The organism is Pseudomonas sp. Irchel 3A18 (assembly GCF_900187465.1).
Classification (GTDB): Bacteria; Pseudomonadota; Gammaproteobacteria; order Pseudomonadales; family Pseudomonadaceae; genus Aquipseudomonas; species Aquipseudomonas cichorii.
In genome coordinates this window covers 50,193-64,745 of the sequence record NZ_FYDI01000009.1, presented here as the reverse complement: position 1 = coordinate 64,745, position 14,553 = coordinate 50,193, and the positions used below count along the sequence as shown (strand labels likewise).

General features: G+C 58.7%; 11 protein-coding genes. 6 read left to right on the top strand and 5 right to left on the bottom strand.

The window, feature by feature from the left end:
• Positions 1 to 133: 133 nt before the first annotated feature.
• On the bottom strand, positions 134 to 2,317 hold the full coding sequence (gene uvrD, locus CKW23_RS17855) for a DNA helicase II (RefSeq protein ID WP_025262578.1): 2,184 nt from the start codon (positions 2,315 to 2,317) through the stop codon (positions 134 to 136).
• Between the two features lie 235 nt (positions 2,318 to 2,552).
• Here uvrD and CKW23_RS17850 point away from each other — a divergent pair, with 235 nt between their 5' ends.
• The 3 genes from CKW23_RS17850 (at position 2,553) to CKW23_RS17840 (ending at position 6,398) form a co-directional block, all read left to right on the top strand.
• The gene (locus CKW23_RS17850; protein ID WP_025262577.1) at positions 2,553 to 5,048 is read left to right on the top strand and encodes a bifunctional diguanylate cyclase/phosphodiesterase; all 2,496 of its coding nucleotides are present in this window, start codon (positions 2,553 to 2,555) and stop codon (positions 5,046 to 5,048) included.
• A 167-nt stretch (positions 5,049 to 5,215) separates the two neighbouring features.
• The gene (gene hexR / locus CKW23_RS17845) at positions 5,216 to 6,082 is read left to right on the top strand and encodes a transcriptional regulator HexR (RefSeq protein WP_025262576.1); all 867 of its coding nucleotides are present in this window, start codon (positions 5,216 to 5,218) and stop codon (positions 6,080 to 6,082) included.
• Between the two features lie 94 nt (positions 6,083 to 6,176).
• Positions 6,177 to 6,398, top strand: coding sequence for a PA3496 family putative envelope integrity protein (locus tag CKW23_RS17840; protein ID WP_095068074.1), 222 nt, complete (start codon positions 6,177 to 6,179; stop codon positions 6,396 to 6,398).
• Here the strand turns inward: CKW23_RS17840 and CKW23_RS17835 are convergent.
• Positions 6,349 to 7,302, bottom strand: a complete 954-nt coding sequence (locus CKW23_RS17835; RefSeq protein ID WP_095068073.1) for a LysR family transcriptional regulator — start codon at positions 7,300 to 7,302, stop codon at positions 6,349 to 6,351. The genes CKW23_RS17840 and CKW23_RS17835 overlap by 50 nt on opposite strands.
• A 223-nt stretch (positions 7,303 to 7,525) precedes the next feature.
• Between CKW23_RS17835 and CKW23_RS17830 the strand changes: the two genes are divergently transcribed.
• Positions 7,526 to 8,941: an acetyl-CoA carboxylase biotin carboxylase subunit gene (locus CKW23_RS17830; RefSeq protein WP_025262574.1), complete on the top strand. Its 1,416-nt coding sequence runs from the start codon at positions 7,526 to 7,528 to the stop codon at positions 8,939 to 8,941.
• A 103-nt stretch (positions 8,942 to 9,044) separates the two neighbouring features.
• Positions 9,045 to 10,850: a sodium-extruding oxaloacetate decarboxylase subunit alpha gene (oadA, locus tag CKW23_RS17825; protein WP_095068072.1), complete on the top strand. Its 1,806-nt coding sequence runs from the start codon at positions 9,045 to 9,047 to the stop codon at positions 10,848 to 10,850.
• Positions 10,851 to 10,950: 100 nt separating this feature from the next.
• Here oadA and CKW23_RS17820 read toward each other — a convergent pair whose 3' ends face one another.
• The 3 genes from CKW23_RS17820 to CKW23_RS17810 are packed head-to-tail and all read right to left on the bottom strand — an operon-like array spanning position 10,951 to position 12,720.
• The gene (locus CKW23_RS17820) at positions 10,951 to 11,622 is read right to left on the bottom strand and encodes a GNAT family N-acetyltransferase (protein WP_025262572.1); all 672 of its coding nucleotides are present in this window, start codon (positions 11,620 to 11,622) and stop codon (positions 10,951 to 10,953) included.
• 16 nt (positions 11,623 to 11,638) lie between these two features.
• Entirely contained in the window at positions 11,639 to 12,085 is a 447-nt protein-coding gene (locus tag CKW23_RS17815) for a GNAT family N-acetyltransferase (protein ID WP_025262571.1), read from the bottom strand.
• Between the two features lie 11 nt (positions 12,086 to 12,096).
• Positions 12,097 to 12,720, bottom strand: a complete 624-nt coding sequence (locus CKW23_RS17810; RefSeq protein WP_038400110.1) for an FMN-binding negative transcriptional regulator — start codon at positions 12,718 to 12,720, stop codon at positions 12,097 to 12,099.
• Positions 12,721 to 12,809: 89 nt separating this feature from the next.
• On the opposite strand from CKW23_RS17810, the gene CKW23_RS17805 reads away from it, so the two are divergent.
• Entirely contained in the window at positions 12,810 to 14,366 is a 1,557-nt protein-coding gene (locus tag CKW23_RS17805) for a PLP-dependent aminotransferase family protein (RefSeq protein ID WP_095068071.1), read from the top strand.
• Positions 14,367 to 14,553 lie beyond the last annotated feature (187 nt).

Genomic DNA, 14,553 nt, shown 5'->3' with positions numbered 1-14,553 from the left:
GTTTCGGACTTTTGCATGAGGTCCGTAAGACCTGTCTATTTGGGCGGTAGGCGGTGAAATAAAGTGCTGTAGGAATTTTCTTCCACGCCCCAGTAGCGAATTCATTCGCGAATGAATTCGCTACTGGGTGGGATCAGATCGGGACCAGCTTCGCATAGCCCATCATCAGCCACTTGCTGCCTTCGGAGAAGTTGACCTGCACCCTGGCCTGGGCGCCGGAGCCCTCGAAATTCAGGATCACGCCTTCACCGAATACGGCGTGCTGTACGTGCTGGCCCAGCGTGAACTGGGTTTCGGGGATGCCGGTGCCCGTGAACAGGCTGCTGTTGCTGACTTTCTGGGTGCCACCGAAAGGACGACTGACGCTATTGGACAGGCGCACTTCCTGGATCAGCGTCGGCGGAATCTCGCGAACGAAGCGCGACACCTTGTTGTAGGTTTCGCTGCCATACAGGCGACGGGTTTCGGCGTAAGTCATCACCAGTTGCTGCATGGCGCGGGTGATACCGACGTAAGCCAGACGGCGTTCTTCTTCCAGACGGCCGGGCTCTTCCAGGCTCATCTTGTGCGGGAACAGCCCTTCTTCCATGCCCACCAGAAACACGTAAGGGAATTCCAGGCCCTTGGCGCTGTGCAGGGTCATGAGCTGAATGCTGTCTTCGTGCTCCTGAGCCTGCGTGTCGCCAGCTTCCAGCGACGCATGGCCGAGGAAAGCTGCCAGCGGGGTCAGTTCTTCATCGTCTTCATTGTTCTCGAAGTTGCGCGCAGCGCTGACCAGTTCCTCAAGGTTTTCCACCCGTGCCTGACCTTTTTCACCTTTTTCCTGCTGGTGATAAGTGATCAGCCCCGATTGCTCGATGACGGTCTGGGTCATCAGGTGCAAGGGCATTTCCATGACCTTGGCCGAGAGGTTTTCGATAAGTTCCATGAACACGTTCAAGGCACCGGCAGCGCGGCCGGTCAGGCCCTTGTTGGCCACCAACTGACGCATCGCTTCCCACATGGAGATGTCGGTATGGCGGGCATGCTCGCGAATCGCCTCGACCGTCTTCTCGCCAATGCCCCGTGCGGGAACGTTGATGACCCGCTCCAGCGCGGCATCGTTGCCACGGCCTTCCAGCAGGCGCAGATACGCCATGGCGTTCTTGATCTCGGCGCGCTCGAAGAATCGCTGGCCGCCGTAGATGCGGTAAGGAATGCGCTCGCGCAGCAAGGCTTCTTCCAGCACCCGCGACTGGGCGTTGGAGCGATACAGAATGGCAATGTCGTTACGCGACAGGCCGGTCTTCAAGGCGCTTTCGATGGTTTCGACCACGTAGCGCGCTTCGTCGTGTTCGTTGAAGGCGGCATACAGGTTGATCAGATCGCCATCGCCCACGTCGGTCCACAGCTCTTTGCCCAGGCGACCGCTGTTATTGACGATCAGGCCGTTGGCAGCCTTGAGAATGCTTGCCGTCGAGCGGTAGTTCTGCTCCAGACGGATGACTTCGGTATCCGGGAAGTCCGACGAGTACTGATGAATGTTCTCGATCTTCGCGCCACGCCAGCCATAAATGGACTGGTCGTCATCGCCCACCACCATCAGGCTGTCGCCGCCCTGGGCCAGCAGTCGCAACCAGGCGTACTGCACGGCGTTGGTGTCCTGGAATTCGTCCACCAGCACATGGCGGAAGCGCCGCTGGTAGTGCGCCAGCAGGCCGGGATGATCGCGCCACAGGTCCAGCGCACGCAGCAGCAGTTCGGAGAAGTCGATGACGCCGGCGCGCTGGCAGGCGATTTCATAGGCTTCGTAGATCGACTTCATGGTGGCCAGGAACAGATCGCCGCCGGCCTGGATATGTTTGGGGCGCAGGCCTTCGTCTTTCTGGCCGTTGATGAACCACTGGGCCTGACGTGCAGGCCAGCGCTGTTCGTCCAGCCCCAGTTCGCGGATCACGCGCTTGACCAGACGTTGCTGGTCGTCGCTGTCCAGAATCTGGAACGTCTGTACCAGCCCCGCTTCCTGCCAGTGTGCACGCAGCAGGCGATGCGCCAGCCCGTGGAAGGTGCCGACCCACATGCCTGCCGGGCTGATGCCCATCAGTTGCTCGATGCGATGACGCATCTCGGCGGCGGCCTTGTTGGTGAACGTCACCGACAGGACCGAATGCGGGGAGGCTTGCTCGACCTGCATCAGCCATGCGATGCGATGCACCAGCACACGGGTTTTACCGGAACCAGCGCCGGCCAGGACCAACTGACGACCCAGAGAGGCAGCTACGGCCTGACGCTGGGCATCGTTGAGGGAATTCAAAAGGAGAGAGAGATCATCGCGCATCGCCGCATTCTAGGGTGCTGCGCCATGGCGGGCAAACCATGCTTTGTCATGGGTAATAAAAAAGTCGTCGATGCTGACGATCGGTCATGTGCGACGGCGAATGGCGTCCCCTGTGTCGAAGTTGTGCAGAACAGCGCTGAAAGTCACCGTTTTATGATGGCGGCAGTTTGGTCTAGCCCAGCGCTTGTGTATGCTCGGCACATGCCAAGGTCTTATCAAATACAAGAACCCCGCCATGCCTTTCAGCTTCAGTGCCCACGATGCTTCTGACACCAGCCGGCGGGCCATTCGCAAGAAGTTCGCGACCCGGTTGAGGGTTGAGCGCACGCGCATGCTTTATCAGGGTTCATTGCTGCCGACCCTGTTCATGTTCATCAGTGGTCTGGTCTGCGCATGGCTGCTCTGGAGTCCTGAACGCTACGTGCTGGTCAGTATCTGGCTGGTCTGGCTGGCGGTGCTTGTGGGCTTGCGTGTCATTCAGGTTGCAGCGTTCCGGGCGGCATCTCCCGAACGTCAGGCGCAACCGGTCTGGCGGCGAATGTTTCTGCTCGGCGCGGTGGTCAGCGGTCTGACTCTGGCCTGTGCGGCCATGGCCCTGGTGCCCGTGACCAGTTTCGAGCAGCAGGCCTGGGTGTTCGGCATGATTGGCGGCGCAACGCTGTGCGCCAGCGTGGCCTATGCCGTCAGCCTCACGGCGTTTCTCACCTTCAGCCTGTCGTGTCTGTTACCTCCCATCGTCTATCTGTTTATGGGGGGCGACGTGCCTTTGCGTGGCTGGGGCTGGCTGGGTCTGATTCTGTTGTTTGCCCTGATTGTGGTGGCCTGGCAGATCAATCGCCTGATACTGCGCAGCCTGTTGCAGCGTTTTCAGAACCAGGCCCTGATCGAGCATTTGCAGCAGGCCCGGGCCAAGGGCGATGAACTCAATGAAATTCTGGGCCGGGAGGTCGAGCAGCGTCGTCAGGCCGAGCACAGTCTGCGCGAGGCTCAGGCCGGTCTTGAGGAGCGTGTTGCGCAGCGTACCCTGGAGCTTGAGGCCGCCAATCTGGCCTTGAGCAAAAGCCCGCCGCGTCTGGCCGAGAAGGTTTTCGATGCGGTCAGCGAAAGCATCATGATTTTCGACCCGCAGTACCGGATTCTCACCATCAATCAGGCTTTTTCCCGGCTCACGGGTTACACGCCTGAGGATGTAGTGGGGCGTCAGGTCATGGATATCGCCAGCAGTCGCGATGCGCGTCGTCACTTCCAGGCCATTCACCATGCCCTGGAGCAGACCGGAAGCTGGCAGGGCGAGCTGGTTGAGGCGCGCAAGAACGGCGAGTTGTATCCGCAATGGCTGCAAATGACTGTCGTGCGCGATATTGCCGGCAATGTCAGCCATATTGTCGGCTTCTTTACGGATCTTTCGGCCAACCGCGAATCTGAAGAGCGTATGCGCTACCTCACGCATTTCGATGAGTTGACCGGTCTGGCCAATCGCTCGCAATTCAAGGAGCGCCTGCGCGAAGCGAATCAGCGGGTGCGTCAGGGCGGAAGAAGCCTGGCGCTGCTGCATATCAATCTGGATCGTTTCAAGCTGCTCAACGAGAGCCTGGGCCATGAAGTCGCCGATCAGTTGCTCAAGCATGTTGCCCGCCGCCTGATCAGCGCCATGCCGGAGGCGGACACCATTGCGCGTCTGTCCGGCGATGAATTTGCCGTGCTGTTCGATGCCTATGCCAACCTTTCCAGTCTGGCGCGTGTCACCAGCCGCTTGCTGAGCAAGCTGCGTACGCCTCTGTCGGTGGCGGGTAACGAACTGGTGATCAGTGCTTCGGTGGGTATCAGCCTGCTGCCGGACTCTGCCCGTGAAGTCTCGGCACTGGTGAGTCAGGCCAATATGGCGATGCGGCATGCCAAGCATCTGGGCGGCAACAATTTCCAGTTCTTCACCGAAAGCCTGCGGGCCAGCACCCTGGAGCGCCTGCAACTGGAAATCCAGCTGCGCAAAGCCATTGAAGATCACCAGCTACAAGTGTTCTATCAACCCAAGATGCTGTTGGAAAATGGTCGTCTGGATGCGGCCGAAGCACTGGTGCGCTGGCGTCATCCGACACGGGGCATGGTGCCGCCGGGCGAGTTCATTGGTCTGGCCGAAGAAACCGGCCTGATTGCCGATATCGGCGAGTTCGTGCTGCGCCAGGCCTGCTGGCAGGCTTGTGAGTGGCAGCGTCAGGGCTTTGAGCCGATCCGGGTTTCGGTCAATCTGTCAGTGCACCAGTTGCGCCAGGGCAAGCTGGTCAGTCTGGTGCGGCAGGTCCTGGACGAGACGGGGCTGGCGCCGCATTTGCTGGAGTTGGAGCTGACCGAAAGCCAGTTGCTCGACAGTGTCGAACACATCATCGCGACCTTTCAGCAGTTGCGTGAGCTGGGCGTCAAACTGGCCATCGACGACTTTGGCACCGGCTACTCTTCATTGAGTTATCTCAAACGCTTCCCGGTGGACTACGTAAAGATTGATCAGGCGTTTATTCGTGGCCTCGATGACGGCACGGAAGATGCGGCAATCACCCAGGCGATCATAGCCATGGCTCACAGCCTGGGGCTCAAGGTCGTGGCCGAGGGTGTGGAAAACGAGAAACAACTGGAGTTTCTGAAGGCGCAGGGTTGCGATGAAGTTCAGGGCTATCTGATCAGTCGACCGCTCGAAGCGTCAATGATGGAGGGCATGTTGAGCCTGGCCCGGCAATAGTGGCAGCGTTCCAAAATGTAGGATTATTCCCACAAAAAAGGAAGATTTATCATTCAATGGCTTGTGTATGACGTTCAGGGCTCGTTTAACTGGGCGGCTCGCAGGTCATGTAGTATAACTACAAGAAAGCTACAACCCGCCCACCGCATCATTAACGAGTCTGCCTCTTGAATCTGCTGCAACACATCGCCCAGTCACGTAATCTGCTGCGCAAGTCGGAGCTCAAGGTAGCCGACCATGTGCTGCTTGACCCTGCGGCCGTGATGCACAGTTCCATGGCTGACCTGGCCCATAGCGTCGGGATCAGTGAGCCGACCATCGTGCGCTTCTGTCGCGCCATCGGTTGCACGGGCTTTCAGGACCTCAAGCTCAAGCTGGCGCAGAGCCTTGCCGCCGGAGCGAGTTTCGGCCAGTTCGCGATTCACGAAGACGATTCGGTTGCCGATTACAGCCTGAAGATTTTCGACACCACGCTGCACACCTTGATGGAAGTGCGTGAAAACCTCGATCCCCATGCCTTGCAACTGGCCGTGACCGCCATGGCGGGCGCCAATCGTGTGGAGTTCTATGGTTTCGGTGCGTCGGGTGCGGTGGCGGCCGATGCCCAGCACAAGTTCTTTCGCCTGTTGCTGAGCGCTGCGGCCTACTCGGACCCGCACATGCAGGCAATGTCGGCAGTGACCTTGAAGCCAACCGACGTCGCGGTGTGCATTTCCCAGTCCGGTCGCTCCAAGGATCTGCTGATTTCGGCGAACCTGGTTCGCGAAAGCGGCGCCACACTCATCACGCTATGCCCGAGCCAGACACCTCTGGCCGAGCTGTCGTCGGTCAATCTGGCCATCGATGTACACGAAGACACCGAAATCTACACCCCGCTGACTTCGCGCATCGCGCATCTGGTGGTGATCGATGTGCTGGCAATGGGCGTCGCCATGGCTCGCGGTCCGAGCCTGGTCAACCACCTCAAGAGCGTCAAACGCAGTCTGCGCAGCCTGCGACTCTCGCCCAAGTCGGTGAAGGCCCACGAGGATTGAGGGTCGAACCTTCATCAACTTGTCACGCATTCGCCGCCTGATCGTCATGCCCTCGCGCCACTCTGTACTCCCGCAACGTATTGGGAGACAGGACATGGCTCGGCATTACGATGACTTACCCAACAGCACCGTCAAGACTCGTCGTCAACAGGAAGACCAGCGCCGAATGGAGTTTCGTCGCGCGATTGAAAGCTACTGCGAAGCGCGGCAGCTCAATCAGGACCTCTGCGATTACATGGACAGCATGACCGGCAACCACTGGCATGCTAACCAGCCGTCCGAGGACGCCCGTCGAAGCGTTCGACAAGCTGGCTGATCTGCGCACGTTCGGTGCGGATGAACGCAAGGAAGGCGTGAGCGACGGGAGACAGGCGTTTATCCCTGGCTTGTACCACGCACCAGCTTCGGTAAAGCGGTAACTCGGCCACTGGCAGTTCCTTGAGGGCGCCGGTGGCGAGTTCCATGCTGACGGCGTGACGGGTCAGCAGCGCCAGCCCGAGCCCGGCGACCACGCATTCGCGTTGTGCTTCGCTGGATGACACTTCCTGTGTCTGGGTGAAATGCACGCGCTTTTCCTTGAAGTACTCCTCACAGGCTCTTCGTGTCCCTGACCCTGATTCGCGAATCAGCAGCGGCCAGGGCTCCAGGTCTTTCAGGCTCAGTTGTTCCCGATCACACAGCGGATGGTTCGCCGGTGCGACGGCGACAATCGGGTTGTTGAGAAAAGGCAGGAACTCCAGGCCCATGTCCTGAGGCACCATGGACATCACCACCAGATCGTCGCGGTTGTCCGACAGGCGCCGGATGACCATGGCGCGGTTGACCACGGTCAGGTTGAGGATGACTTCCGGGTGCTGGCGCTTGAAGGCTGCGAACACGTGCGGGATGAAATATTTGCAGCTCGACTCGATGGCCAGTTTCAACTGGCCCTGCAATGAGCCCTGCATGTCGGAAAGCTGCATATCCAGGCTTTCCAGGCGGCCGAAGATGTCACGGCTGGCCAGTTGCAGCGCTTCGGCGGCTTCGGTCAGGTAGAGTTTTTTGCCGACATACTCGAACAGCGGCTGTCCGATCAGCTCTTCAAGCTGTCGGATCTGCAGGCTGACAGCCGGCTGAGTGAGGGACATTTCCTCTGCGGCGCGACTGTAGGAGCGCAGGTCGCACACTTCATTGAAAATTCGCAACTGACGCAATGTCATACGCATCAATGACTTACGCATGCTCAACAACTCCTGCCAATGGCTGAAGTGCTGACTATAAGCTTTTGCTTATGCCTATCCCAATTTTTACTCATTTTTATTAATCGATGATCAGGAATAGGGTGGCCCTGCGTCATTCAGTCACATACGCAGTTACAAAAAGTCAGTAACTACACTGCGTCATGCGGCCCCTGCGCCGACCGGCTCTGCCGGTTCGATAGTCCTTATGGTCGAGGAAATGCCAGTGATAACAAAAATCCTGATCGCCAACCGTGGAGAGATTGCTGTCCGGATCGTGCGTGCATGCGCCGAAATGGGCATTCGCTCGGTTGCGATCTTTTCGGACGCCGACCGGCATGCCTTGCATGTCAAACGTGCCGACGAAGCCTATAGCATTGGCGCTGAACCTCTCGCCGGTTACCTGAACCCGCGCAAGCTGGTGAACCTGGCAGTGGAAACTGGATGCGATGCGCTGCATCCCGGTTACGGCTTCCTCTCGGAAAACGCCGAACTGGCGGAAATCTGCGCAGAGCGCGGCGTGAAGTTCATCGGCCCGTCCGCAGAAGTCATTCGCCGCATGGGCGACAAGACCGAAGCGCGCCGCAGCATGATAAAGGCTGGCGTGCCAGTCACGCCGGGCACGGAAGGCAACGTTGCGGATATCCAGGAAGCCTTGCTTGAAGGCGATCGTATCGGTTATCCGGTGATGCTCAAGGCGACTTCCGGTGGTGGTGGCCGTGGCATTCGCCGCTGCAACAGCCGCGACGAACTGGAGCAGGCTTTCCCACGGGTGATTTCCGAAGCCACCAAGGCTTTCGGCTCGGCGGAAGTTTTCCTGGAAAAGTGCATCGTCAATCCCAAGCACATCGAGGCGCAGATCCTCGGTGACAGCTTCGGCAATGTGGTGCATCTGTTCGAGCGTGATTGCTCCATCCAGCGTCGCAACCAGAAGCTGATCGAAATCGCCCCCAGCCCGCAACTGACACCTGAACAGCGCGCCTATATCGGCGACCTGTCGGTGCGTGCCGCCAAGGCGGTGGGTTACGAGAATGCCGGGACCGTGGAATTCCTGCTCGCCGATGGCGAGGTGTATTTCATGGAGATGAACACCCGGGTTCAGGTTGAGCACACGATCACCGAAGAGATCACCGGCATCGACATCGTGCGCGAGCAGATTCGCATTGCGTCCGGCCAGCCGCTGTCGATCAAGCAGGAAGACATCATTCATCGCGGTTTTGCCCTGCAATTCCGGATCAATGCCGAAGACCCGAAGAACAACTTCCTGCCCAGCTTCGGCAAGATCACCCGCTATTACGCGCCCGGCGGGCCTGGCGTGCGGACCGATACGGCGATCTACACCGGGTACACGATTCCGCCGTTCTACGACTCCATGTGCCTGAAACTGATTGTCTGGGCGCTGACCTGGGAAGAGGCGATGGACCGCGGTCTGCGTGCGCTGGACGACATGCGCCTGCAGGGCGTGAAGACCACTGCAGCCTATTACCAGGAAATCCTGCGCAATCCGGAATTCCGCAGCGGCCAGTTCAACACCAGCTTCGTTGAAAGCCACCCTGAACTGACCAACTACTCGATCAAGCGCAAACCCGAAGAGCTGGCCCTGGCCATCGCCGCCGCCATCGCCGCCCATGCAGGTCTATGAATGTGTGAGCGGCAAGCTTTAAGCAACAAGCTGCAAGTAAAAGCCGATGGGTTCTTGCTTGCCACTTATAGCTTGAAGCTTGCCGCCATAAGGAGCTCCGAACATGTCCAAGAAAATCTTTGTCACCGACACTATCCTGCGCGACGCTCACCAATCGTTGCTGGCGACCCGCATGCGTACCGAAGACATGCTGCCGATCTGCGACAAGCTCGACAAGGTCGGCTACTGGTCGCTGGAAGTGTGGGGCGGTGCGACCTTTGATGCCTGTGTGCGGTTTCTGAAAGAAGACCCGTGGGAGCGCCTGCGCCAGTTGCGTGTGGCCTTGCCCAACACCCGTCTGCAAATGCTGCTGCGCGGCCAGAACCTGCTGGGCTACCGCCACTACAGCGATGACGTGGTGAAGGCGTTTGTCGCCAAGGCGGCGGAAAACGGTATCGATGTGTTCCGTATCTTCGACGCCATGAACGATGTGCGTAACCTGAAAGTCGCCATTGAGGCCGTGAAAGCGGCGGGTAAACATGCCCAGGGCACCATCGCTTACACCACCAGCCCGGTGCATACCATCAGCGCCTTCGTGGAACAGGCCAGGCAAATGGAAGCCATGGGTTGCGACTCGGTGGCGATCAAGGACATGGCCGGTCTGCTGACCCCTTACGCCACGGGCGAACTGGTCAAGGCATTGAAGGCCGAGCAATCGCTTCCGGTCTTTATCCACTCCCATGACACCGCAGGTCTGGCGGCCATGTGTCAGCTCAAGGCTGTCGAAAACGGAGCCGACCATATCGATACGGCCATCTCCAGCTTCGCTTGGGGCACCAGCCATCCAGGCACCGAATCCATGGTCGCGGCTCTCAAGGGCAGCGAGTTCGACACCGGGCTCGATCTGGAACTGTTGCAGGAAATCGGCTTGTACTTCTACGCCGTGCGCAAGAAGTACCACCAGTTCGAGAGCGAGTTCACCGCAGTCGACACCCGCGTACAGGTCAATCAGGTGCCGGGCGGCATGATTTCCAACCTGGCCAACCAGCTCAAGGAGCAGGGCGCTCTCAGCCGTATGGGCGAAGTGCTGGCCGAGATCCCGCGTGTCCGCAAGGATCTGGGCTATCCGCCGCTGGTGACACCGACTTCCCAGATCGTTGGCACCCAGGCGTTTTTCAACGTGCTGGCGGGCGAGCGTTACAAAACCATCACCAACGAAGTGAAGCTGTACCTGCAAGGCGGTTACGGCAAGGCGCCGGGTGAAGTGGACGCCAAGCTGCGTCGTCAGGCCATCGGCAACGAAGACCTGATCGATGTGCGCCCGGCCGATCTGCTCAAGCCGGAAATGACCAAGCTGCGTGGCGAAGTCGGTGACCTCGCGCAATCCGAAGAAGACGTGCTGACTTACGCCATGTTCCCGGACATCGGCCGCAAGTTCCTCGAAGAGCGCGCTGCGGGCACCCTGAAACCTGAAGAACTGTTGCCGATTCCGGAAGCGGGCAGCGTCGCAAAGGTGGGCGGCGAAGGTGTGCCGACCGAGTTCGTGATCGACGTTCACGGCGAAACCTACCGTGTGGATATCACCGGCGTAGGTGTCAAGGCCGAGGGCAAGCGTCACTTCTACCTGTCCATCGACGGCATGCCGGAAGAAGTGGTGTTCGAGCCGCTCAACGAATTCGTCGGCGGCGGTGCCAGCAAGCGCAAACAAGCTCATGCACCGGGTCATGTCAGCACCACCATGCCCGGCAACATCGTCGACGTGCTGGTCAAGGAAGGCGACACCGTCAAGGCCGGTCAGGCCGTGCTGATCACTGAAGCGATGAAAATGGAAACCGAAGTCCAGGCCTCCATCGCCGGCAAGGTGGTTGCCATTCATGTTGCCAAAGGCGACCGGGTCAACCCTGGCGAGATCCTGGTCGAGATCGAATGACAGCAACGCTGTAGGAGCGAATTCATTCGCGAAAGGCCATTTCGCGAATCAACGATTTTCCTCGGGGGAGCACATGTGGCTCCCCTTTTTTATTTCCCGGTCATCCGCGAAACGCTTCCAGTCCCTTAATCTGCTGCCCATCCTTGAAGTTATCCACAGCCAGCCAGGCCTCGAAAGCCTTTTGCAGTTCGGGCCATTCGCTGTCGATGATCGAATACCAGGCGGTATCGCGGTTCACGTCTTTAGTCACCATATGCTGGCGAAAGAGCCCTTCGTAGCTGAAGCCGAAGCGATCTGCCGCACGCCGGGAGCGGGCGTTATTGGCGTTGCATTTCCACTCCAGTCGGCGGTTGCCCAGAGCAAAGGCTTCCCGGGCCAGCAAGTAGATGGCTTCTGTGCCTTTGGGGGTGCGTTGCATGCTGGCACCAAAGGTCACGTGGCCTATTTCAATACGGCCATGGGCGGCGACGATGGACATCAGGCTGATCACACCTTCGGTCATGCCTGTGGCCTGATCGACCACGCTGTAGAACCACGGGTCAGTGTCCTTGGCATGTCGCTCCAGCCAGGCATCGAAAGCCTCGCGTTCGTTGAACGGGCCGTAAGGCAGGTAATCCCAGAGCTTTGGATCGGAGTTCGGACCATTGAGCGCAAGCCACAGATCGTCGCCATGGCGTAGCGGGTCGAGTTTTTCCAGGCGAATGAAACGGCCTTCCAGCATCGTGCCGCCGGGAAGTGTTGCGGGTTGCCAGTGGAGCGGGATATCGGACATGAGCAGACTTCCTGCCTTAAAGGGCCTTGCGAAATTGAATGTAGCCGCCGCGTTCTGCGATGCGTTCGTAAAGCTGAATGGCCGTGGTGTTGGTTTCGTGGGTCAGCCAGTGAACCTTGTCGCAATCGTTGGCCTTGGCTGTAGCGTAGACATGTTCGATCAACCGCCTGCCGATGCCGGTACCGCGTTGTTCGGGGGCCACGATCAAGTCCTGTAGATAACAGGCATTCTTGATGCTCCAGTTGGAGCGATGGTAGATGAAGTTCACCATGCCCACTGCTTTGCCATCCAGCCAGGCCAATGCCGAGTGGGTGGTTTCGGCGGGGTCCAGGATGCGCTGCCAGGTGACATCACTGACGCCATCGGCCAGTTCGGTCTTGTAGAAGCGCAGATAGGCCTGCCACAACGGCAGCCATGCGCCGTGATCGTCGGCTGTTACGGGGCGGATTTGAACTGCGGTCATGACAATCTCCTTCAGCTCATCAAGCGAGCGATTTCCTGGTCTTTTGGATCATGGCTGGCAGCCAGGCCATCGCGTACCCCCTTAATATCCGGGGCGCTGCGGTTCTGGCTGAGTTTGCGTTTGCCCTGCAAGCGTTCGATGGGCAAGGCAAAGCCGACAATCGCGCCCAGCATCTTTTCGATGTACTCGGCCGGTGCATCATTGATGGACCAGGGCTGGGCACGACGGGATTCATGCTTGTCGGTGAGACGGCCGACCAGTTGGTGCAGGCGCTCGGGATCAGTGAAGACCTCGGCCTGGCCATAAGCGTGAACGGCCAGGTAATTCCAGGTCGGTACGACTTTTTCGTGCTCCGCCTTGCTCGGGTAAAAGGACGGGCTCACATAGGCATCGCCACCGGGGAATATCACCATGACCTCAGTCGGTTTTTCGAGTGCTCGCCATTGAGGATTGGCTTTGGCCAGGTGCCCGTAGAGCGTGCCGTTGGGGCCTTGTTCGCGGCTCAGTAACAGTGGCAGGTGCGTCGCCTGCAAGCCGTCTTCGTCCTGAGTGACGAGAATCGCCAGACGTGTCTGCTCCATCAAGTCCTGCAACTGCAGCGTGTCGTTCTCACTGAAGGCTTTGGGCGTGTACATGGCAATGTCCTTGGTTAATGGCTAAATCCTAGGCAAGCTATTGGTTCCTTGTAAGAGCCATTAACGATAGATTTCATAGGACCAATTCCATGCTTTCAGGCTCTCCCGCGTTTCCCTTGAACCTCGCCGGTATCGAACTGGACAGGCGCAGGGGCTTGAGTCGCCAGCTTTATCAGGTCTTGCGTCAGCGGATTCTCGATGGCGGCCTTGGCAGTGGCACGCGCCTGCCGGCCAGCCGTGACCTGGCCGAGTCGTTGTCGATTTCTCGCAACAGCGTGATGCGTGCCTACGACCAGCTTTACGCTGAAGGCTTCATTGAAGGGCGTATTGGTGACGGGACCTATGTCGCTCAGTTGCCTGATAAAACAGTGGTTGTTGAAAGTTCACCTGCGAAAAAATTATCCACTGAACTATCCACAGGCTTATCAACAAGGTTATACACATGTTTATCCACATTTCCCTCCGAAAATCTTCAAAATGCGCCGGATCAAGTTATCCACAGCCCAGCGATGGAGCTTCTGCAAAAGCATCATTTGAGTACCCCGATCAAGAGCGCGCCACGTGCATTCCGGGTGGGTGTGCCGGCGTTCGATCTCTTCCCTTTTGCCATATGGGGCAAGCTGAATGCAGCTTTCTGGCGCAAGCCGGACCTTCAACTGCTGGGCTATGGCGAGGCTGCCGGAGAGTGGCGACTTAGAGAGCTGATTGCCTTGTACCTGCGCTCGTCTCGCGGGTTGCATTGCTCGGCTGAACAAATAGTGATCACCAATGGCGCACAACAGGCCATAAGCCTTTGTGCACAGTTGCTGCTGGAGGCTGGCGACGGGGTTGCTGTGGAAAACCCTGGCTATCGTGCGGCGGGTCATGCCTTTGCTGTTGCGGGGGCGAGGTTGCAGGGTATTGCTGTGGATGAAGACGGCATGCGCTGTGCGGATCTGCAACAGATCGACTGCAAACTGGCTTACGTCACGCCCTCCCATCAATACCCGACCGGTGTGGTCATGAGCCTGGCTCGCCGGCTGGAACTGCTGGCCTGGGCAAAACAGACCCAGGGCTGGATTGTCGAAGACGACTACGATGGCGAGTACCGTTACAGCGGTTCGCCTTTGGCACCGCTGGCTGCGCTGGACGGGGACCGGGTTCTGTATGTCGGGACTTTCGGCAAGGTGGTTTTCCCGGCATTGCGCCTGGGGTATCTGGTCTTGCCCCAAAAGCTGGTCAAACCGTTTAGCCAGCGCCGGGGTGTGGACATGCGCCATTCCGAAGTCAGCACACAGGCGGTGATGGCGCAATTTATCGCCACCGGTCACTTTCAACGGCATATCCGCCGCATGCGCCGTGCAGCCTTGAGCCGTCGCAATGCATTGCTGGCGGGCTGGCCGGAGAATATTCCGGGCTGTGGAGCGATGCCTAAAGTCGTGGCTGGCCTGCATGTCACGGTCAGAGTGGACAGCCTCGCCCGTGAGCGGGAGTTGATCGAAAAGGCCGAGAGTGTCGGAGTCGAGATCACGGCATTGAGCAGTTATTGGCTGCCGGATTCCACCGAGCCTGTGGATAACCGTGCCGGGCTGGTTCTGGGGTTTGCAGGTGTGCCGGAGGACGCGATTGCCGATGCGCTGGAGAGATTGCGTCAGGTATGGCGCTAGGGTGTTTGGTTGGCTTTTCGCGAATGAGCGGAGCGCCGCCCGATTCGCTCCCACACGGCTTGCACGGAAATATTCCGGATTGGATAAAAACGAACCATCCGGGCCAATGGCATTCAAACCTTGCGCAGTGGTGGGAAATTTTTGCAGTCCCGCACGTTTATCGATGAGGTGATGCTTTGCAGCAGGC

Bases quoted from the DNA above. Each gene is read 5' to 3' on its own strand.
- CKW23_RS17815 (WP_025262571.1), bottom strand. From the start codon at position 12,085: ATGACCGCAGTTCAAATCCGCCCCGTAACAGCCGACGATCACGGCGCA.
- CKW23_RS17805 (WP_095068071.1), top strand. From the start codon at position 12,810: ATGCTTTCAGGCTCTCCCGCGTTTCCCTTGAACCTCGCCGGTATCGAA.
- CKW23_RS17840 (WP_095068074.1), top strand. From the start codon at position 6,177: ATGGCTCGGCATTACGATGACTTACCCAACAGCACCGTCAAGACTCGT.
- CKW23_RS17835 (WP_095068073.1), bottom strand. From the start codon at position 7,302: ATGCGTAAGTCATTGATGCGTATGACATTGCGTCAGTTGCGAATTTTC.
- oadA (WP_095068072.1), top strand. From the start codon at position 9,045: ATGTCCAAGAAAATCTTTGTCACCGACACTATCCTGCGCGACGCTCAC.
- CKW23_RS17810 (WP_038400110.1), bottom strand. From the start codon at position 12,720: ATGTACACGCCCAAAGCCTTCAGTGAGAACGACACGCTGCAGTTGCAG.
- uvrD (WP_025262578.1), bottom strand. From the start codon at position 2,317: ATGCGCGATGATCTCTCTCTCCTTTTGAATTCCCTCAACGATGCCCAG.
- CKW23_RS17820 (WP_025262572.1), bottom strand. From the start codon at position 11,622: ATGTCCGATATCCCGCTCCACTGGCAACCCGCAACACTTCCCGGCGGC.
- CKW23_RS17850 (WP_025262577.1), top strand. From the start codon at position 2,553: ATGCCTTTCAGCTTCAGTGCCCACGATGCTTCTGACACCAGCCGGCGG.